Consider the following 18,421-nt stretch of genomic DNA (forward strand, 5'->3'; position numbering starts at 1 on the left):
TTTAGATCGGTGCTTTTGTGTCTGTTGGCAGAACGGATTGTCGGCCATCTGGCCCCAGCAACCACACATCGCGCCCTTCCATGACGATGGCAGACAGGGCCTTCCCATGCCCCGCCCCAGTGTCGATGTTCAATCGATTGCCATAGTGCGTGACTTCGGACACGGGCGTATGACCATGCACGATCAGCGGGCCGTGATCTGCGTCTGAGTGGTGAAACTCCTGGCGAATCCAGCACAGGTCGTCTTCGGTCTGGTCTTCAAGCGCTATTCCGGGGCGGATGCCCGCATGGGCGAAATACAGATCCCCCAGTCGGTAATTGGTCTGCAAGTTCGCCAGATAGTCGCGATGCGCCTGGGGTACGGCAGCTCGCGCCTTGGGATGTAACTGATAAGTACGGATACCTTCGGGCACGTCCACACCGTAGCTGGCCAGAGTTTCAACTCCACCAAGGCGCTCATGCAGCCAGTTGTAGTTATACAGAAGCTGTGTATCGACCATGGGGTGTTCGCGCAGAAACATCTCCATCATGCGGTCGTGATTGCCTTTCAGCACCACCCAATTTTCACCGCGCGCCTGACCTTCGATCAGATACTGAATCACGCCTTTGCTGTCAGGGCCGCGATCAACAAGGTCCCCGATGTGGATGATTGGCGCGTCATCGCCACCGCAACCTACGCGGTCTTCCGCGATCAGCGCATGTGCAGCCTTCAGCTTGTCGAGATGGCCGTGAATGTCTCCGATCGCATAGGCGCGCATAAGCAGTGTTCCTTCTTCTGCGGCCACCCTAAGCATCCGGCCCAAAAAGAAAAGCCCCGGCGCAGGACCAGGGCTTTCTTGTCTTCGAAGTGGTCTTAAACGTCGAACTCAAGCGGGCTGACAGTGTTGAACAGACCCGTTTCACACAGGATTTTCATCACAGGTTCCGGGATGGGATTGTCCACGTACAGCAAGGCGATAGCGTCACCACCTGTATCCTTGCGGCCCAAAGTAAAGTTGGCAATGTTCACGCCATTCTCACCCATGGTTTTACCCAGCGCACCAATAATGCCCGGCACGTCATTGTTGGTGGTGTAAAGCATATGGTTCCCGATCTCGGCGTCGATGTTGATGCCTTTGATCTGGATGAAGCGCGGTTTGCCATCCGAGAACACAGTACCAGCGATCGAACGCTCGCGATTTTCTGTTACCACAGTCACCTTGATGTAGCCGTCAAACGTGCCGCCTTTGGCCTGCGTGGTGGTCGAGGTTTTGATCCCACGATCCGCCGCGATAACAGGCGCCGAGACCATGTTCACATCAGGGGTTTGCGGCTTCATCAGACCCGCAATCACAGCGCAGTCCAGCGCCTTCAGGTTCATCTCTGACGCCACACCATCGTAAAGGATGTTCACGGCCTTCACTGGTTCGTCGGTCATCTGACCAACAAAGGCACCCAAATGCTCGGCCAGTTTGATCCACGGACCCATGACCTTGGCTTCCTCGGCAGTGACAGACGGCATGTTCAGCGCGTTCTGTACGGCTCCGGTCAGAAGATAGTCTGACATCTGCTCAGCCACTTGCAGCGCCACGTTTTCCTGCGCTTCGGTCGTTGCAGCACCTAGGTGCGGGGTGCAGACCACGTTGGGTAGGTTGAACAATGGGTTCTCGGTGGCGGGTTCTTCGGCGAACACGTCGAAAGCTGCGCCGGCAACGTGACCCGACTTCAAAAGGTCAGCCAGTGCTTCTTCATCGACCAAACCACCACGGGCACAGTTGATGATGCGAACACCTGCTTTTGTTTTCAGCAGATTTTCACGGCTTAGGATGTTCTTGGTCGCGTCGATCAGTGGCACGTGAAGCGTGATGAAGTCAGCGCGCGCCAGAAGCTCGTCAAGCTCGACCTTCTCAACGCCCATGCTGTCGGCTTTTTCGTCCGACAGGAAGGGATCAAAGGCGACCACTTTCATCTTCAATCCCAGCGCACGGTCGCACACGATGCCACCGATATTGCCTGCACCGATGACGCCGAGCGTCTTGTTGGTCAGTTCGACCCCCATGAACTTCGACTTTTCCCACTTGCCTGCGTGGGTCGAGGCCGAGGCCTCCGGAATCTGACGCGCCACGGCGAACATCATCGCGATCGCGTGTTCGGCAGTAGTGATCATGTTGCCAAAGGGCGTGTTCATAACGATCACACCGGCTTTCGACGCGGCGACCTTGTCGACGTTGTCGGTACCGATCCCAGCACGAGCAACCACTTTCAGATTGGTTGCCGCTTCAAGGATTTTGTCGGTAACTTTCGTGGCCGAGCGGATCGCCAGACCATCATAGTCTCCAATCTTGGCGGCCAGCGCGTCTTTGTCTTTGCCGAGTGTAGGTTCGAAATCGACTTCGATACCGCGGTCACGGAAAATCTGAACGGCGGTTTCCGAAAGCTTATCGGATACGAGTACTTTGGGGGCCATGGTGTTGGTCCTTCTTCAAAGATGTAGGGGAAGTCCCGCGCGTTCTTGCGCGGGACGGTATGCTTATTGTGCTGCGATCTCGGCGTTGAACGCCCAGTCGAGCCACGGCATCAACGCTGCCACGTCCGACGTTTCGACCGTGCCGCCACACCAAATGCGAAGACCGGCAGGCGCGTCGCGGTATGCACCAACATCCAGCGCTACACCTTCGGCTTCCAGCCGTTTGGCAACGGCTTTGGCAAACGCGGCCCCGTCTTTGATGCGGTCGTCAGTGAACTTCAAACAGACCGAGGTATTCGACAGCGTCGCCGGATCGTGAGCCAGGAAATCAACCCAATCGCGCATCTCGACGAAATCAGCGACAGCCTTGGTGTTGGCATCCGCACGATGGATCAGACCCTCAAGCCCGCCAACAGACCGCGCCCAATCAAGTGCGAAAAGATAGTCCTCGACCGCCAGCATCGACGGCGTGTTGATCGTCGCACCGGTAAAGATGCCTTCGATCAACTTGCCGCCCTTGGTCAGGCGGAAGATTTTCGGCAGCGGCCATGCTGGTGTGTAGCTTTCCAGACGCTCAACGGCGCGGGGCGACAAGATCAGAATGCCGTGTGCAGCTTCGCCGCCCAGCACTTTCTGCCAGCTGAACGTAGTCACATCCAGTTTGTCCCAAGGCAGGTCCATCGCAAACGCAGCCGAGGTCGCATCGCAGATCGTCAGACTTTCGCGGTTAGATGGAATCCAGTCGCCGTTCGGAACACGCACGCCCGAGGTCGTGCCGTTCCAGGTAAAGACAACATCGTTGGTGAAATCGACCGACGCCAGATCAGGTAGCTCGCCATAGTCAGCGGTTTTTGCCACAGCATCCAGTTTCAGCTGCTTGTTCACATCCGTGACCCATCCAGCGCCGAAGCTTTCCCAAGCTAACATCTCGACCCCACGTGCGCCCAGAAGCGACCACAGCGCCATTTCAACTGCGCCAGTATCCGACGCAGGAACGATGCCGATTTTATAATCCGCAGGGATGCCCAGCACCTCACGCGTGCCCTCGATAGCCGCTTTCAGCTTGTCCTTGCCAATGGCAGCACGGTGCGAACGGCCAAGGGCAGCGTCCGACAAAGCATCCAGATTCCATGTGGGGGGTTTGGCACAGGGGCCAGAAGAAAAACGCGGATTTGCCGGCCGCGTAGCCGGTTTTGCAATATCAGTCATGATACCCTCGCAGATATGTGCCCTTCGTTGGGGAAGGGTGTCCCACTGACCGAGGTAAGGCGCGGGACTATTCTGCACAAGCACAAAAGCGTCGGATATTACCCGCGATAGGTCGAATTCAGACGCTGAAAGACCACTATCGGAAACTTGCGCCCCAGCTGGAAACGCCGCAATTACCTGTAAATTGCTGATTAGAGCTTGTGATCCGGACGTGATCTGCCGCATGAAACGCCTAGTTAAATTGCCCAGACAAAGGCCCATCCATGTTCATCGCCACACTGATCGCATCCCCCTTGGCCCGCAATCTCGACCCCGCCCTTGTCGAGAACTTGCGCAATGCGTGGGGCGGTGGCGATGAACAATGGCTGGCCCCAGACGAAGCCGCAGAGCTCTCACTGGACGTGATGCCCGACAACCGTTGGGAAATTTGGGGCGATCTTCAAAAGATGGGTATCGACCTGATTGTGCTACCCGCCAAAGATCGCCGTAAAAGGATGCTGCTGGCCGACATGGATTCGACCATGATCCAGCAAGAATGCATCGACGAACTGGCGGACGAGGCTGGCGTTGGAGAGAGGGTGAAAGACATCACAGCACGCGCTATGAACGGAGAGCTGGATTTCGAAGGTGCGCTGATCGAACGTGTTGGGCTGCTGAAGGGTCTGTCAGAGGGCGTCATTGCCGACGTGCTGGCAAACCGCATCACCCTGATGCCAGGTGGTCGCGCGCTTCTGGCAACGATGAAGGCAAACGGAGCTTATGCCGCGCTGGTGTCCGGCGGGTTCACCGCCTTCACCGCCCATGTGGCCGAGACGCTTGGCTTTGACGAAAACCGTGCGAACACTCTGAACGTGGAAGACGGCGTATTAACCGGCACCGTTGGCATGCCCATTCTGGGGCGCGAGGCCAAGGTCTCGGCGCTGAAAGATATCTCGGCGCGTCTTGGGTTGGATCATGCGGACGTGATGGCCGTGGGTGATGGTGCAAATGACCTTGGCATGCTTGGGCTTGCTGGCGCTGGTGTTGCACTTCACGCGAAGCCTTCTGTCGCGGCTGAATGTGATATCCGCATCAACCACGGTGACCTGACCGCCCTGCTGTACATTCAGGGCTATGCGTCGACTGACTTCGTAAATGGCTGAGTTTTCAACCGAAATCCTGTTGTTCCTTCTGGCGGCAGGTTTTGTTGCCGGGTTCATTGATAGCATCGCAGGCGGGGGCGGGTTGATCACGGTCCCTGCACTTTTGCTGGCAGGCGTGCCACCTGTCACAGCGCTTGCCACCAACAAAGTGCAAGGGCTTTTTGGCGCGGGCATGGCGGCAATCACCTATGCACGCAAAGGCCATGTGAACCTGCGCAAGCAGCTGAAACCCGCAGCCTTTTCTTTCATCGCGGCATTGCTTGGCGCGCTGTCGGTCAATGCCCTGCCTGTTGATCTGATCCGCTGGGTCTTGCCCGTGCTTCTGGTTGGGATTGCCATTTTCTTTGCCGTGAAACCGGGGTTGGACGACACTGATCGCCACCAGCGACTTTCGCCCGCTGTCTTTACGTTGACCTTCGCTCCGCTGATCGGCTTTTACGATGGGCTGCTTGGCCCGGGTGCCGGCGCTTTTTACATGCTGGCATTCGTTGCCATGGCGGGACATGGCATCCTAAAGGCCACCGCCCATACGAAGCTTCTGAACTTCGCATCAAATGTTGGTGGGCTGGCAGGCTTTCTGATCGTGTTGTCTCCGCTTTGGGCAATCGGGCTTGCGATGGGGGCCGCGCAAATTGCCGGAGCCTATGTCGGCTCCAGCCTTGCGTCGCGGATAGGTTCGAAGCTGATCAAACCCCTGCTTGTCATTGCATCATCCGCGATGGCCGTGAAGCTAATCGCGGATTTGCTGTAGAGCCTATTACAAGGTCAGCACGGCCTCAGACGGGCGAATAAAGCCCGTATTCAGCCCGGCAAAATTCAGAACGTCCGGGTTAAGGCGTTTCTTCACATCTGGATGCGACGGGTCCAACACACCCAGCTTCACAAGAATGGCCGCGATGGCACATTCCGATGCGCGGGTTGATCCGTCTTCGATCTTCAGCGCGACACCCATCTCAAGCTCGGGGATGATGGCGATGAAGAAGGCTTCGGCACCCGTTTTCAAGGCGACTTTGCCCGGCGCGGTGCGCATCAGCTCGGTACAGGCGCGGGTTTCGCCGGCCACCAGATCGGGGTGAAGCATCATCGCTTCGCGCAACCGGACCGAGGCCCTCGCGCGCGCATCCCCACCTTCTTTCGCAGAAGCAAAACCAGCCATGGCCCGCCCCATGCCCAGAAGCGTGCTGGCGTGATTGGGGGCTGAACAACCATCAATCCCGAAACCGGGGCTTTTCTCGTCCGTCACTTCTTCGAAGGCTTGTTTGATTGCCACCTGAATCGGGTGATCCACTTCTACATAGTTTGGATCGGACACGCCCATATGCCGGCTAAGCGTCAGGAACCCGGCATGTTTGCCCGAACAGTTGTTGTGAATGCGGCAAGGGCTGTCATCTGTTTTGATCAACCCAACCTTTGCAGGTTTGTCGGCAGGCCATTGTGGGCCGCAGCGCAGATCATCATTGCCCAGCCCCATATCCGCCAACCAACGTGACACGCGATCGGTGTGAATGGCAGCGCCCTGATGACTTGCACAAGATAACGCAAGCTGCTCGGTCGTCAGGCCTGCAGCGTCCGCCGCCCCACTTTCTACAAGAGGAAGCGCTTGCAACATCTTCGCCGAGGATCGCGGTAGAATAACCTGATCCGGGTCACCCCACGCGTGCACAATCCCACCTGTCTTATCCACTACGACCGCATGCCCACGGTGTTGGCTTTCAAGGATATCACCGCGCCAGACCTCGACCAGCCGCTCTGCCTTACCCATTCTTTTCTCCTTCTGCCCGGAAACACGCGAAAATCCGCTGCCGGGGCTTTCATTACCCTGTCTTTTCACGCTAAACTGCGCTTGCAGACATGGAAACGACCTGAGCGGTCTGGTCAAGGGCCACTTAAGATGGCAGGGACAACGCAACGGTCCGAGGCAGAGGCAGCGGAGGCTGTATTAGACATGAATCGTTTGATCTTGGGCGCAATTGGCGCCTTCGGCTTGTCGGTGGCAGCGACAGGTGTCTTGGCGCAAGAAAGTTCGAACCGGGTGGCCGCGAGCACCGATTGGAGCGTTTTCGTCGAGAAAAACCCAACTGAGTGCTGGAGCGTTTCCAGCCCGAAAGAAACCGTAAACACGAAAAACGGCCGTGCGGTTGCGGTGAAACGCAGTGATATTCTGCTGTTTGTCAGCTATCGCCCAGGCAAAAACGTGAAGGGCGAAGTGTCGTTCACTGGCGGCTATCCGTTCGCCCCAGGCTCTACGGTAGGGTTGGACATTGGCGGTAAGAGCTTCCAATTGTTCACCGATGGCGAATGGGCGTGGGCAGCAAGCCCTGCTGATGATGCAAAGATCATCAAGGCGATGAAGGGCGGCGCCAAAGCCGTTGCGTCAGCACAAAGTGCGCGTGGTACTAAAACGCAGGACACGTTCAGCCTGCTTGGCTTTACCGCCGCAGTCGACGAAGCCGGCAAGCGCTGCACGAACTGATCCACTTGATCAGAATTCTTTTTGAACACGCCATGGTGTAATCCGTGGCGTGACAAACTATGTTTGTGCCTCTATAGACTGCCGCCCTGCACTGTAAGGAACCTGACATGGACCCCAAGGCCCCGATTACTCAGGATGTGATGACCATCCCGCGCAAGATCGACGAAGGTGGCAAACGCAACCTTGTTGGTATGACGCGTGATCAGATGCGTGATGCGTTGATCGAAATGGGCACGCCGGAAAAGCAGGCCAAGATGCGGACCGGCCAGATCTGGCAGTGGATTTACCAGTGGGGCAAACGCGACTTTGCCGACATGACAAACCTTTCCAAGAATTATCGTGCCGAACTGGCCGAGCAATTTGTGATCGAAACCCCCGAAGTTGTCAGCCGTCAGGTTTCCGAAGACGGAACCCGCAAATACCTTGTCCGCATCGCAGGCGGACATGAAGTCGAGGTCGTGTATATCCCCGAAGAGGGTCGCGGCACGCTCTGCATCAGCTCGCAAGTGGGCTGCACACTGACCTGTTCCTTCTGCCACACAGGCACCCAGAAGCTGGTGCGCAATCTGACTGCGGGCGAAATCATTGGCCAAGTCATGATGGCACGCGATGATCTGGACGAATGGCCAGAACCCGGCACGCGGAACCAAGACGAAGCCCGTCTTTTGTCCAACATCGTTCTGATGGGCATGGGAGAGCCGCTTTATAACTTTGACAACGTGCGCGACGCGATGAACATCGCGATGGACCCCGAAGGCATTCAGCTGTCACGCCGTCGTATCACCCTGTCGACATCAGGCGTCGTGCCCGAGATCGCCCGCACGGCCCAAGAAATCGGCTGTCTTCTGGCCATCAGCTTCCACGCAACCACCGACGACGTGCGCGACATGCTGGTCCCGATCAACAAGCGCTGGAATATCGAAGAGCTTTTAAGCTCTCTCGCCGCTTATCCGAAGGTGTCGAACAGCGAACGGATCACCTTTGAATACGTGATGCTGAACGGTGTGAACGACAGCGATGAAGACGCCCACCGCCTGGTAAAACATATCAAACGCCACAGCATCCCAGCCAAGATCAACCTGATCCCGTTCAACGAATGGCCCGGCGCGCCCTACAAAAGGTCGTCGAACAATCGCATCCGCGCCTTTGCCGAGATCATCCATCAGGCCGGCTTTGCCAGCCCTATCCGCAAACCACGCGGCGAGGATATCATGGCGGCTTGTGGTCAGCTAAAGTCCGAAACTGAACGAGCGCGTAAATCGAAGCGCCAGATCGAGGCTGAAGCTAGGTTGAGCTGATCCAGATACTTTAATCAGTACGTCGACGGCAATGAATGAAGCCAGGCCGCTCCCTGCGCCTCGTCTCTTTTAACGATCAATCGAACCGGATAATCCGCGTCCTCAAGTTTCGGGATGCGCCAAATATTCTTTCGAAGACTTCGTCGCAACGCACCCCGTATGCCGTGAAAATTGACAGTTAACGCTCAACATGGCTAAATATTAACGCTTTCTTAATGAATGGGGAGAGGCAGGCTCAACCCCAGCGAGAGTGGAAGCGAGAGTTTGATCAATGGCGTTGCTGACGCTTACCTTCCCACCTGGAACCGTTGCATCCGTTTCCAAGTCGAGGGGCGACTGGATAGTCAACTCTGTCAACACCACTGATGTGGTCATTGTTGTTGATGATTTTGACAACGACGGAACAATTTCAAACGATGAATGGGACGCTGCCGTATCGGGTAACGGCAATGACATTGGCGATACGGGCTTCATGTATTCGGGCGGAGGCACCTCGGGCTTTCTCTATGCTACCAACGGCACCACCACATTCACGGTTGGTGACGATGTCACCGCAATTCGCGCAGCTATGTCGAACCATTTCGAGGCGGATGTCTCGGCCGTTATCTGTTTTGTCAAAGGCACAAGGATCGCAACGCCGCATGGTCAGAAGTCGATAGAGACCCTGAACGAAGGGGACCAAGTTCTGACAATCAATGGTGATATCCACACGATACGTTGGATCGGTCGCCGTGAGGTATCCGCGTTTGAAATGCATCACGCACCAAAGCTTTGCCCTGTGCGCATTCGTGCCGGTGCCTTGGGAAATCAACTTCCCCATCAGGATCTACTGGTAAGCCGCCAACACCGAATCTTGATTAAGTCCAAAGTCGCTGAACGCATGTTTGGCTCGAAAGAGGTTTTGATACCTGCCATCAAGCTTGTTAGATGCTCGGGCATCGACCTTGATGAACGCCCCCGATCACTCGCGTACTTTCACATCCTTCTTGATGACCATGAAATCCTGCTGGCAAATGGCGCCCCCGCAGAAAGCCTGTTCACAGGTCCGGAAGCGATGAAGTCGTTATCGCCAGAGGCTGTCGAAGAAATCTCGACCCTATTCCCGGAGGTGCTTGAACGGATCGCCCTACAGGGCCCCGCAGCTTTTGTCCCTTCAAACAAGAAGATAAATCGAATGCTCAAGCGGCACAGAAAGAACAGCAAAGACTTGATCAGCGTCTAGGCTTGCCTTCTTCTGCGCCCGAAAATTTCTTAGCTCTTTGATTCAACCTTGCTGATCACCGCCCCGGCAAAGCATCCCGTGCATCTTGATTTGGCCAGTTGTCCATCGCATCAACAGCTTCCTGAGCGGTTTCGACGAAACGGAACAAGTCCAGATCCTCGGCGCTGATGGTGCCCGCATCTGACAGCGCTTCCCAATTCACGATCGTGGTCCAGAAATCTTTGCCGAAAAGCAGGATCGGAACTTTCTTCATGCGGCCGGTCTGAATCAGGGTCAGACTTTCAAAAAGCTCGTCCAAGGTGCCAAAGCCGCCGGGGAAGATGGCGATGGCTTCTGCGCGCATCAGGAAGTGCATCTTGCGGATGGCGAAGTAGTGGAAGTTGAAGCACAGGTCCGGCGTTACGTATTCGTTGGGCGCTTGCTCGTGCGGCAGCACGATGTTCAGACCGATGGATACGCCACCCGCATCCTCTGCGCCGCGGTTTCCGGCTTCCATCACGCCGGGGCCGCCGCCGGTGACAACGACGTTTTCGCGGTGATTGTTCACCTTTGATCGCAAGGTCAGAAGGCGAGCAAATTCGCGTGCTTCATCATAAAACTTCGAAAGATCGGCAAGAGTCTTCGTGCGGGCGCCGTCCTTCTTAGAAGGTTCGGGGATGCGCGCGCCGCCGAACAGAACAACCGTCGATTCAACACCGTATTCCTGCATCATCAGTTCAGGCTTCAATAGCTCTAACTGTAAGCGAACCGGGCGCAGCTCATCGCGACACAGAAATTCCGGATCATCGAAAGCCAGCTTATAGGCCGGCGCCCGCGTTTGGGGGGTGTCCGGAATATGGTGTGCTGCCTCGCGGTCTTGATGGCTGTCGCGAAGCGGATGGTTGCGGTCGTCTTTCATAGAACTGGTCCTGTCACATTAGCGTTTCTTCCCCAAGGCGTAGCGGCTTTAGCGCTAAAGGACCAGTGCAACATGCTCACTGTTGCGCGATGAAAACGTCGCTTGGGCGTCTCTTGCCGCCGCAGATGGGCGCACCTGCCGCGATCTGCATTGCGAAAAAGAGCTTTGAGGCTTATAGGCCTTTGCAAACAACACGCGCCCACGGAGTATCAGAAATGTCAAACGCACAACTCGAAGCTGCCATTGAAGCCGCCTGGGAGGCGCGCGACACAATCACACCCGCAACTACGGGCGAAACCCGCGAAGCGATCGAAGATACGCTGAATGCGCTCGATAGCGGCAAGCTGCGTGTGGCGGAACGTCAGGACAATGGCGACTGGCATGTAAACCAGTGGGCCAAGAAAGCCGTGCTGCTGGGTTTCCGCATCAAGGACATGGAAGAGCAATCCGGCGGTCCGCAAGGCGGCGGCTGGTGGGATAAGGTCGACAGCAAGTTCAAAGGCTGGGGCGACAACCAGTGGAAAGCCGCTGGCTTCCGCGCCGTGCCGAACGCCGTTGTGCGCAAATCAGCCTACATCGCACCGGGCGTGGTTCTGATGCCTAGCTTTGTAAACCTTGGCGCCCACGTGGACGAAGGCACCATGGTTGATACATGGGCCACCGTTGGTTCATGTGCGCAGATCGGCAAAAACGTACACCTGTCGGGTGGCGTTGGCATCGGCGGCGTTCTGGAACCCATGCAGGCCGGCCCGACCATCATCGAAGACAATTGCTTCATCGGCGCACGCTCGGAAGTCGTGGAAGGCTGTATCGTTCGCGAAGGCGCGGTTTTGGGCATGGGCGTGTTCATCGGCCAATCAACCAAGATCGTTGATCGCGAAACCGGCGAAGTCATGTACGGCGAAGTGCCACCTTATTCGGTCGTGGTTGCTGGCTCGATGCCATCAAAGAACAACATCAACCTCTATTGCGCCGTAATCGTGAAGCGTGTTGACGCCAAGACCCGTTCGAAAACCGGTATCAACGAGCTGCTGCGCGACTAATTTCAGGATAGTGGTCGCCCCAGACATTCGGTGCGTCCTTTTGCAGAGATTTCGTCTCGATGCGCGCCATGTGATGCATGGCGCGCTTTTCACATCCGCCAGCCGATTTCATAGCGTTTCGCCACGCGCGTTTTGCCGAAGGTGCTGACCATGGCAAGGCTGCGCCTTGAAGCCAGCGGCGCAGGGCCAACGGCAGACCGTCATATTCCCGCATTGGGCTGGCCGCCCGCTTTCGCGCCTTTAGGGAAGATCGAAGATTGTTCATCGGGATTAGTTTATCTGGAGTAAGTTATGTTATTTCATAACAATAACTGACCTCAACTTCAAGCGGCCTCACCCCTCCTCGTGAAAACCGAAGGGGTCTGATTTACCGCGGACCGCCAAACCATTTTGCAGACAGATCTGAATACGCGCCCGTTTCGATCAAACGCAGCAGTGCGACGTTGATCTCTTCGCGCAGAGGGCTGCCTGTGGGTAGGGCAATGCCGTAGCTTTCGGGACGGGACACGCTGTCCAGAACCTCGCCATATCTCGCGCCTTCATTTTGCGCGTAGTGCGCCAAGATAGGCCCGTCAAAAATCACGGCGTCCAGTTCACCCTGTTCAAAGTCACCTAATAGCGCATCAAGCGAGTCGTAGCCCGCGTAAACCATGCTGCGTTCTTCTAAGAATATGGATGCAGTCGACCCTTCAGTCGTGCCAACGCGCTTCCCGTCAAGATCAGAAACCGAATGGATCGAGCCCGAGATCGCGCTGACCGTGATGGACGCAGTGATATGGGCCACAAAAACCGACACAACAAACAAGCTTGAGATCACAAGGAACGTGCCGAACAAACGCCCAAATGTTGAGCGTGGCAGGCGTTCTTCGAAGCCGCCGTTCACAACTAGATTAAGTGCCCACCAGAAAGACGGGAACATGGCTTGGCGGGCACTTCCTTCGAAGTAAGGCTGTTTGTCGCGTTCAAAGAACCACATCAGCATGCCGCCACCCAGAAGCAACGCAAAGGCTGCCAAGATGGCTAAGGCAAGGTCGAGGCTAAGCAGTGTTGACCAAATGCTTATTCCGTCTTGATTGCGGGGCACCATGATCCTTAAGCCACCGTGATAGATCGGTTGCGAGAAATCCATGCGTGCTTCGCGATCACGAGTGATAGAAATATTGGCAATTGCTCCATCAACCGTAATGTTTTCGACGCGCCCCAGCATGTCAGGAAAGCTTTCAGCCACTTCAAAGCTGACAGTCTGGCCCATTTCTTCGGCAATGGCGGTCATCAGATCGATGGCAAAGCCAGAAACTTCATCGCCATCACTGATGGCAAAGGGCGGTCGTTCGACTGTTACAAATTCCAGATCAGATGCCTGAGCATAGAGTGCCGTGGTCGCACATATCCATGCCAGACACACAGCGGCCAAGTGGCGAAGCCTTTGTGCAATCATTGCGCTTTTTCCCCAAACTACATTCCCCCAATACCCTGACCAGTGCGAACTGCCAACTGTTTGCGTTTGTCTCTTGTGCTTTCCGTAACGTTCTGCCACGCCTCTTTTCATGACCAAGACAACCAAAACCAAGAAATCCCACAAGGTGTACACACTTCTGGTTGAAGTGGGCCGCAAGGACGACGACGGGTTGCCCGAAGGCGCGACCGGTGCGGCGTTGGTTTGCTATGCCTCGGGAATTGATGAAGCGGAAGCGGTGCGTGAAACCGTCGCAATCCTGAAACAAGCAGATTTGGCCCCGCTGGACGTCAGCGGCTATGGGTCGCTGGATGATCGTTTGGCCGAGGGTCATGACATCCCGCCAGAAGAGCGAAAGCTGATGGGGCGTGCATTAGCCGAAAACAGCGTGATCGTCGCGCAGATGACGCCATTCTTCGACGAGGACTGAAGATGGGAACCATCTTTTGGGACCTGGATGGAACCCTGACCGACCCTAAGCCCGGCATTACAGGCAGCGTGATCAAGGCGCTGGAAGATTTGGGCATAACGGCACCAAAGGCAGACGATCTTGAATGGGTGATTGGCCCCGCATTGTTGTGGAGCTTCGAGAGGCTTGGCGCCCCCGACCCTGAAGCCGCGTTGGCTGCTTATCGCCGGCACTACACCACGGGTGGCGGGATGTATGACTGCATGGTCTATGACCGCATCCCTGAGGTTCTGGAGCAACTTTCACAATCACGCGCGATGCACATCGCAACGGCCAAGCCGCATGCCTATGCGCGAAAGATCACTGAGCATTTCGGACTGTCGAAACACATGACACATGAATTCGGACCAGAGCTGGATGGCACCCGAAACGACAAGGCCGAGCTTTTGGCACATGCGTTAGACGTCACCGGCGATGACCCGGCGCGTTGCGTCATGATCGGGGACCGGCACTACGATATGAAAGCCGCCCGCGCCAACGGTATGGGCTTTGTGTCTGTTGCGTGGGGCTATGGCAAAGATGACGACCTGTCTGATGCGGATGCCCATGTAACAACGCCCGACGAATTGCCGGGCGCTATTAACTCGATTTTGGACTGAACCCTCTAGGGCTTCACGATCGTGACAAAGCTGTCGGGAACGGACGGGTCTTGCATCAACAGCTTATCCAGCGGGATCGTGATTGACGCAGCGCGGCCATTCATGGCTTTCACGCCGTTTGTCTCGATGATGTTGCCGACGATCTCCATCTTGATCCGACGCCCCACAAAGGCTTGCTGCATCATGGCGATCATTGCCGGGTCCATACCGCCTTCCGAAATCTGACTTTTCAGCGCGGCCAGATCCATCGAAACCCGGACGTTACCGTCGGGCAAACGCTCGATCTTTGCGGACTGATCGGGGGCCATGCCTTCGGACCTTGCTTTTGCGTCTTCAAGCTCGGCAATCATCTCATCAATTGTGCCGGTTTGCTCGACTTCACATTTGTAGCCACCATCTTTAAGCAGCGTTCCAACGCCGTCCTCACACAGATCCTGACCGCTTGAAAGCATCATCTGATAGGCATCAGGACCTGCAGTCACCACCGAAGACACGGTGGCCGTGTCGTCTTTGATGCTCAGCTTCATATCGGCATCAATACAAGCCGTCAGGGGTAAAAGAAACAAAAGGAACAGGAGTTTACGCATTGGGCGCTCCGATCATACGTTGAATTTTGCGAACAGGTTAGCCGCCGGATGGCATGGGGTCCAGCGCAACTCGGTGCAATTCCCCAATGCGCAGGCTTTCGCGGGCAACGCCCGTTTGCACCGCGTCCAGCACCTGTTACAGAAGGGATGAATGGAGAATTTGATGACCGACACCCCTTTTGCGCCTCTTGATCCCGTGGACCTGACCCAACAGCTTGTACGCTGCGCGTCGATCACGCCTGATGAAGGGGGTGCGCTTGTGCTTCTTGAGAAAATCCTGACGGATGCCGGATTTGCCTGCACCCGCATTGATCGGGGCGAGGTGTCAAATCTGTATGCGCGCTGGGGGTCGAAGAATGCCCGCACATTGGGTTTCAACGGTCACACCGATGTGGTGCCCGTAGGGGATGCCAACGCATGGAGCGTCGATCCGTTTGGCGCAGAAATTCGAGATGGCTATTTGTATGGCCGCGGTGCGACGGACATGAAATCAGGCGTGGCGGCTTGGGTTGCTGCGGCAGTGGATTTCACCCGAAATGCGCCCGAGGATGCATCGCTTGTCATCACCATCACCGGCGACGAAGAAGGCCCGGCCACAGATGGCACTGTGGCCATTCTGGACTGGATGGCCAAGCAGGGTGAGCAGATGACCGATTGCGTCGTCGGTGAACCCACCTGCCCCAATGACATGGGCGAGATGATGAAGATCGGGCGTCGCGGATCGATGACTGCTTATTTCACCGCACGTGGCGTACAGGGCCATGCAGCCTATCCGCATCGTGCTTTGAACCCAGTGCCTGCCTTGGCACGTCTGATGGCTGATCTGGCCGCGCATGAATTGGATCAGGGCACGGATCACTTCGACGCCTCCACTCTGGCTGTGACCACCATCGACACGGGCAATCCCGCCACCAACGTGATCCCCGCCGAAAGCCGTGCGACGGTGAATATCCGATTCAACGACGCCCATAGCTCGGACAGTTTGACCAAATGGCTGCAGGCTCAGGCCGAACGGGTCGGCAAGGACACCGGCGTGGATATCGAGATGGATGTGAAGGTTTCAGGTGAAAGCTTTGTGACGCCTCCGGGTGCGCTGTCGCAGTTGATCGCGGATGCAGTTCAGTCTGAAACGGGCCGGGTGCCCGAAGCGTCGACATCTGGCGGGACATCGGATGCCCGCTTCGTCCAACATCATTGTCCCGTGGTCGAATTTGGCCTTGTCGGGAAAACCATGCATGCGGTGGATGAACGGGTCGAAGTCGCCCTGATCCCGCAGCTTAAATCCATCTACAGCCGTATCATTCAGGATTACTTCGCATGAGCAAACTGCCCACCAAGAAAGACATTCTGGACTGGATCGCGGAACATCCGACCCAAACCGGAAAACGCGACATTGCGCGCGCGTTCGGCATCCGAGGTGCTGCCCGAATTGATCTGAAGCGCATCCTGAAAGAGCTTGAAGCCGAAGGTCATCTGCAAAAACGCAAGAAGACTTACCGCGAAAAGGACAAGCTGCCCCCGGTGTCGGTGCTGCGCGTTGAAGCCCCTGACACGGATGGTGATCTGTTTGCCACTCCAACTGAATGGGAAGGCGAAGGCCCTGCGCCTCGTGTTCTTTTGGTCACGAAGGACGGCGACCCAGCCTTGGCCCAGGGCGAGCGTATCTTAGCCCGATTGACCGAAGTGAAAGATGACACTCACGCCTATGAAGGCCGTCTGATCCGTCGCATCGGATCAAACCCCATCCGCATCTTGGAGATCTTCCGCAAGGGGTCCGAGGGTGGACGCATTGTGCCCATCGACAAAGGCGCAGACAAGGAATGGCAGGTTGACCCCGGCGAAGATGAAGGCGCCAAGGATGGCGAGCTGGTCGAGGCTCAGCAATCCGGCCCGAAGTCCCGCATGGGCCTGCCCCGCGCACGCATTGTCGCCCGCCTTGGTGATCCAACCGCCCCCAAAGCGGTCAGCTTGATCGCAATCCACCAGCATGGCATTCCTGATGCCTTCCCTGACAAGGTGATCGAAGAAGCAGACGCGCAAAAACCCGCAGGGTTGAAGAACCGCGAGGATTTGACCAACCTTCCTTTGATCACCATCGACCCAGCAGATGCGCGCGACCACGATGACGCCGTTTACGCCCATCCCGATGACAATCCCAAGAACCCCGGCGGCCATGTGGTTTGGGTCGCAATTGCTGACGTCGCGCATTACGTGACACCCGGATCGGCGCTGGATCACGAGGCGCGCAAACGCGGCAACTCCAGCTATTTCCCTGACCGCGTTGTACCCATGCTTCCGGACCGTCTGTCCGGGGACCTGTGCAGCTTGCACGAAGGTGTCCCGCGCGCCTGTCTAGCCGTGCGAATGGTGCTGGACGCCCAAGGTAACAAGAAAAGCCATAGCTTTATCCGAGGGCTGATGAAGTCCCATGCTTCGCTGAACTATGCCGAAGTTCAAGCCGCACAAGATGGACAACCGAACGACAAATGCGCGCCGTTGATGGACGAGGTAATCGCTCCGCTTTACGCAGCTTATCGGTCTGCCAAGATGGGACGAGAAGCGCGGCAGCCGTTGGATTTGGACCTTCCCGAACGCAAAATCATCTTGGGTGAAGATGGCAAAGTGTCTTCGATTGCGTTTGCCGAACGGTTCGATGCACATCGTCTGATCGAAGAGTTCATGATTTTGGCGAATGTCTCGGCCGCCGAAGAGCTTATGCACCTTCAACGCCCGCTTCTGTTCCGAGTGCATGAAGAACCCAGCCCCGAAAAGCTGGAAGCTTTGCGCGAAGTTGCTCAGGCGTCAGGGTTTACGCTGGCCAAGGGGCAGGTCCTACAAACACGCCATCTGAACCACCTTTTGGCGCAGGCCGAGGGCACCGAGTTTGACGAGCTAGTCAACATCTCGACCCTGCGGTCGATGACGCAGGCCTATTACTATCCTCAGAACTTCGGGCATTTCGGACTGTCGCTTAAATCTTACGCCCACTTCACCTCGCCTATCCGTCGCTACTCCGACCTGATCGTGCATCGCGCTTTGGTGTCCGGTCACGGCTGGGGGGATGACGGATTGTCACCTGCTGACGTTGAAACACTGGAAGCCACGGCAAAGCATATCTCGGAAACAGAGCGTCGTTCGATGCTGGCCGAGCGTGACACGACGGACCGCTATCTGGCGTCGTATCTGTCTGAACGCATTGGCGGCGAATTCACGGGCCGTATTTCCGGCATTGCCCGGTTTGGGATGTTTGTAAAGCTGGACGAAAGCGGTGCAGATGGACTGGTCCCGCTAAGCACTTTGGGCAACGAATACTTCCGCTTCAATGCAGACGATCAAACCCTGACCGGAGAGCGATCGAACCTCACCCTTGGTCTGGGGCAACGCGTTGTTGTGCGCCTGACGGAAGCGGTTCCAACCACCGGCGGATTGGCGCTTGAACTGCTAGAAGTTGAAGGGCGGAAACTGCCCAGAAACTCAGGACGCAAAGGGGGGAAATCTGGCCGACGAAAACCCATGACCAATGCCAAGAAGAACGCCAAAATCAAACGAAAGGTGAAACGAACCCGGCGGTAACGCCGGA

18 protein-coding genes are annotated in these 18,421 nt (G+C 56.5%); 10 read left to right on the forward strand and 8 right to left on the reverse strand.

The genetic code is table 11. The features are described from left to right. Position 1: 1 nt before the first annotated feature. From AC0L6A_RS00305 to AC0L6A_RS00315, 3 genes are all read right to left on the reverse strand, one after another. Entirely contained in the window at positions 2–757 is a 756-nt protein-coding gene (locus tag AC0L6A_RS00305; RefSeq protein WP_473291448.1) for a metallophosphoesterase, read from the reverse strand. Between the two features lie 95 nt (positions 758–852). After that, the gene (serA, locus tag AC0L6A_RS00310; protein ID WP_473291449.1) at positions 853–2,445 is read right to left on the reverse strand and encodes a phosphoglycerate dehydrogenase; all 1,593 of its coding nucleotides are present in this window, start codon (positions 2,443–2,445) and stop codon (positions 853–855) included. 63 nt (positions 2,446–2,508) lie between these two features. Continuing rightward, positions 2,509–3,654 (reverse strand): phosphoserine transaminase, encoded by a 1,146-nt coding sequence (locus tag AC0L6A_RS00315; RefSeq protein ID WP_473291450.1) that lies wholly within the window; start codon positions 3,652–3,654, stop codon positions 2,509–2,511. A gap of 263 nt (positions 3,655–3,917) precedes the next feature. Between AC0L6A_RS00315 and serB the strand changes: the two genes are divergently transcribed. Together serB and AC0L6A_RS00325 are read left to right on the forward strand one after the other, a co-directional pair. Further along, positions 3,918–4,796: a phosphoserine phosphatase SerB gene (gene serB, locus AC0L6A_RS00320; protein ID WP_473291452.1), complete on the forward strand. Its 879-nt coding sequence runs from the start codon at positions 3,918–3,920 to the stop codon at positions 4,794–4,796. Then, complete coding sequence (locus AC0L6A_RS00325; protein ID WP_473291454.1) at positions 4,789–5,547, forward strand: TSUP family transporter; 759 nt, start codon at positions 4,789–4,791, stop codon at positions 5,545–5,547. The genes serB and AC0L6A_RS00325 overlap by 8 nt, the downstream gene beginning before the upstream one ends. Positions 5,548–5,553: 6 nt before the next feature. On the opposite strand, the gene AC0L6A_RS00330 is transcribed toward AC0L6A_RS00325, so the two are convergent. After that, positions 5,554–6,558, reverse strand: coding sequence for an asparaginase (locus tag AC0L6A_RS00330; RefSeq protein WP_473291455.1), 1,005 nt, complete (start codon positions 6,556–6,558; stop codon positions 5,554–5,556). Between the two features lie 183 nt (positions 6,559–6,741). On the opposite strand from AC0L6A_RS00330, the gene AC0L6A_RS00335 reads away from it, so the two are divergent. The 3 genes from AC0L6A_RS00335 (at position 6,742) to AC0L6A_RS00345 (ending at position 9,789) form a co-directional block, all read left to right on the forward strand. After that, positions 6,742–7,269, forward strand: coding sequence for an invasion associated locus B family protein (locus tag AC0L6A_RS00335; RefSeq protein WP_473291457.1), 528 nt, complete (start codon positions 6,742–6,744; stop codon positions 7,267–7,269). Between the two features lie 107 nt (positions 7,270–7,376). Then, the gene (gene rlmN, locus AC0L6A_RS00340; protein WP_473291458.1) at positions 7,377–8,567 is read left to right on the forward strand and encodes a dual-specificity RNA methyltransferase RlmN; all 1,191 of its coding nucleotides are present in this window, start codon (positions 7,377–7,379) and stop codon (positions 8,565–8,567) included. Between the two features lie 271 nt (positions 8,568–8,838). Next, on the forward strand, positions 8,839–9,789 hold the full coding sequence (locus AC0L6A_RS00345; RefSeq protein ID WP_473291460.1) for a Hint domain-containing protein: 951 nt from the start codon (positions 8,839–8,841) through the stop codon (positions 9,787–9,789). A 55-nt stretch (positions 9,790–9,844) separates the two neighbouring features. Here the strand turns inward: AC0L6A_RS00345 and AC0L6A_RS00350 are convergent, their stop codons facing one another. Continuing rightward, complete coding sequence (locus AC0L6A_RS00350) at positions 9,845–10,687, reverse strand: LOG family protein (RefSeq protein WP_246928310.1); 843 nt, start codon at positions 10,685–10,687, stop codon at positions 9,845–9,847. A gap of 215 nt (positions 10,688–10,902) precedes the next feature. Between AC0L6A_RS00350 and dapD the strand changes: the two genes are divergently transcribed. After that, positions 10,903–11,730 (forward strand): 2,3,4,5-tetrahydropyridine-2,6-dicarboxylate N-succinyltransferase, encoded by an 828-nt coding sequence (gene dapD / locus AC0L6A_RS00355; RefSeq protein ID WP_473291462.1) that lies wholly within the window; start codon positions 10,903–10,905, stop codon positions 11,728–11,730. Here dapD and AC0L6A_RS00360 read toward each other — a convergent pair. Then, positions 11,708–11,995: a DUF6525 family protein gene (locus AC0L6A_RS00360; protein ID WP_473291463.1), complete on the reverse strand. Its 288-nt coding sequence runs from the start codon at positions 11,993–11,995 to the stop codon at positions 11,708–11,710. The genes dapD and AC0L6A_RS00360 overlap by 23 nt on opposite strands. Before the next feature lie 102 nt (positions 11,996–12,097). Continuing rightward, positions 12,098–13,168, reverse strand: a complete 1,071-nt coding sequence (locus AC0L6A_RS00365) for a transporter substrate-binding domain-containing protein (protein ID WP_473291464.1) — start codon at positions 13,166–13,168, stop codon at positions 12,098–12,100. A 109-nt stretch (positions 13,169–13,277) separates the two neighbouring features. On the opposite strand from AC0L6A_RS00365, the gene AC0L6A_RS00370 reads away from it, so the two are divergent. Continuing rightward, complete coding sequence (locus AC0L6A_RS00370; RefSeq protein WP_246928314.1) at positions 13,278–13,616, forward strand: hypothetical protein; 339 nt, start codon at positions 13,278–13,280, stop codon at positions 13,614–13,616. A 2-nt stretch (positions 13,617–13,618) separates the two neighbouring features. Next, entirely contained in the window at positions 13,619–14,254 is a 636-nt protein-coding gene (locus tag AC0L6A_RS00375; protein WP_473291466.1) for an HAD hydrolase-like protein, read from the forward strand. Positions 14,255–14,259: 5 nt separating this feature from the next. On the opposite strand, the gene AC0L6A_RS00380 is transcribed toward AC0L6A_RS00375, so the two are convergent. After that, positions 14,260–14,841 (reverse strand): hypothetical protein, encoded by a 582-nt coding sequence (locus AC0L6A_RS00380; protein WP_473291467.1) that lies wholly within the window; start codon positions 14,839–14,841, stop codon positions 14,260–14,262. 163 nt (positions 14,842–15,004) lie between these two features. Here AC0L6A_RS00380 and dapE point away from each other — a divergent pair, with 163 nt between their 5' ends. Together dapE and rnr are read left to right on the forward strand one after the other, a co-directional pair. Then, the gene (dapE, locus tag AC0L6A_RS00385) at positions 15,005–16,162 is read left to right on the forward strand and encodes a succinyl-diaminopimelate desuccinylase (RefSeq protein ID WP_473291469.1); all 1,158 of its coding nucleotides are present in this window, start codon (positions 15,005–15,007) and stop codon (positions 16,160–16,162) included. Next, complete coding sequence (rnr, locus tag AC0L6A_RS00390; RefSeq protein ID WP_473291470.1) at positions 16,159–18,414, forward strand: ribonuclease R; 2,256 nt, start codon at positions 16,159–16,161, stop codon at positions 18,412–18,414. Before dapE ends, rnr begins: the two co-directional genes overlap by 4 nt. Positions 18,415–18,421 lie beyond the last annotated feature (7 nt).

Source organism: Aliiroseovarius sp. D2-2 (assembly GCF_055809455.1).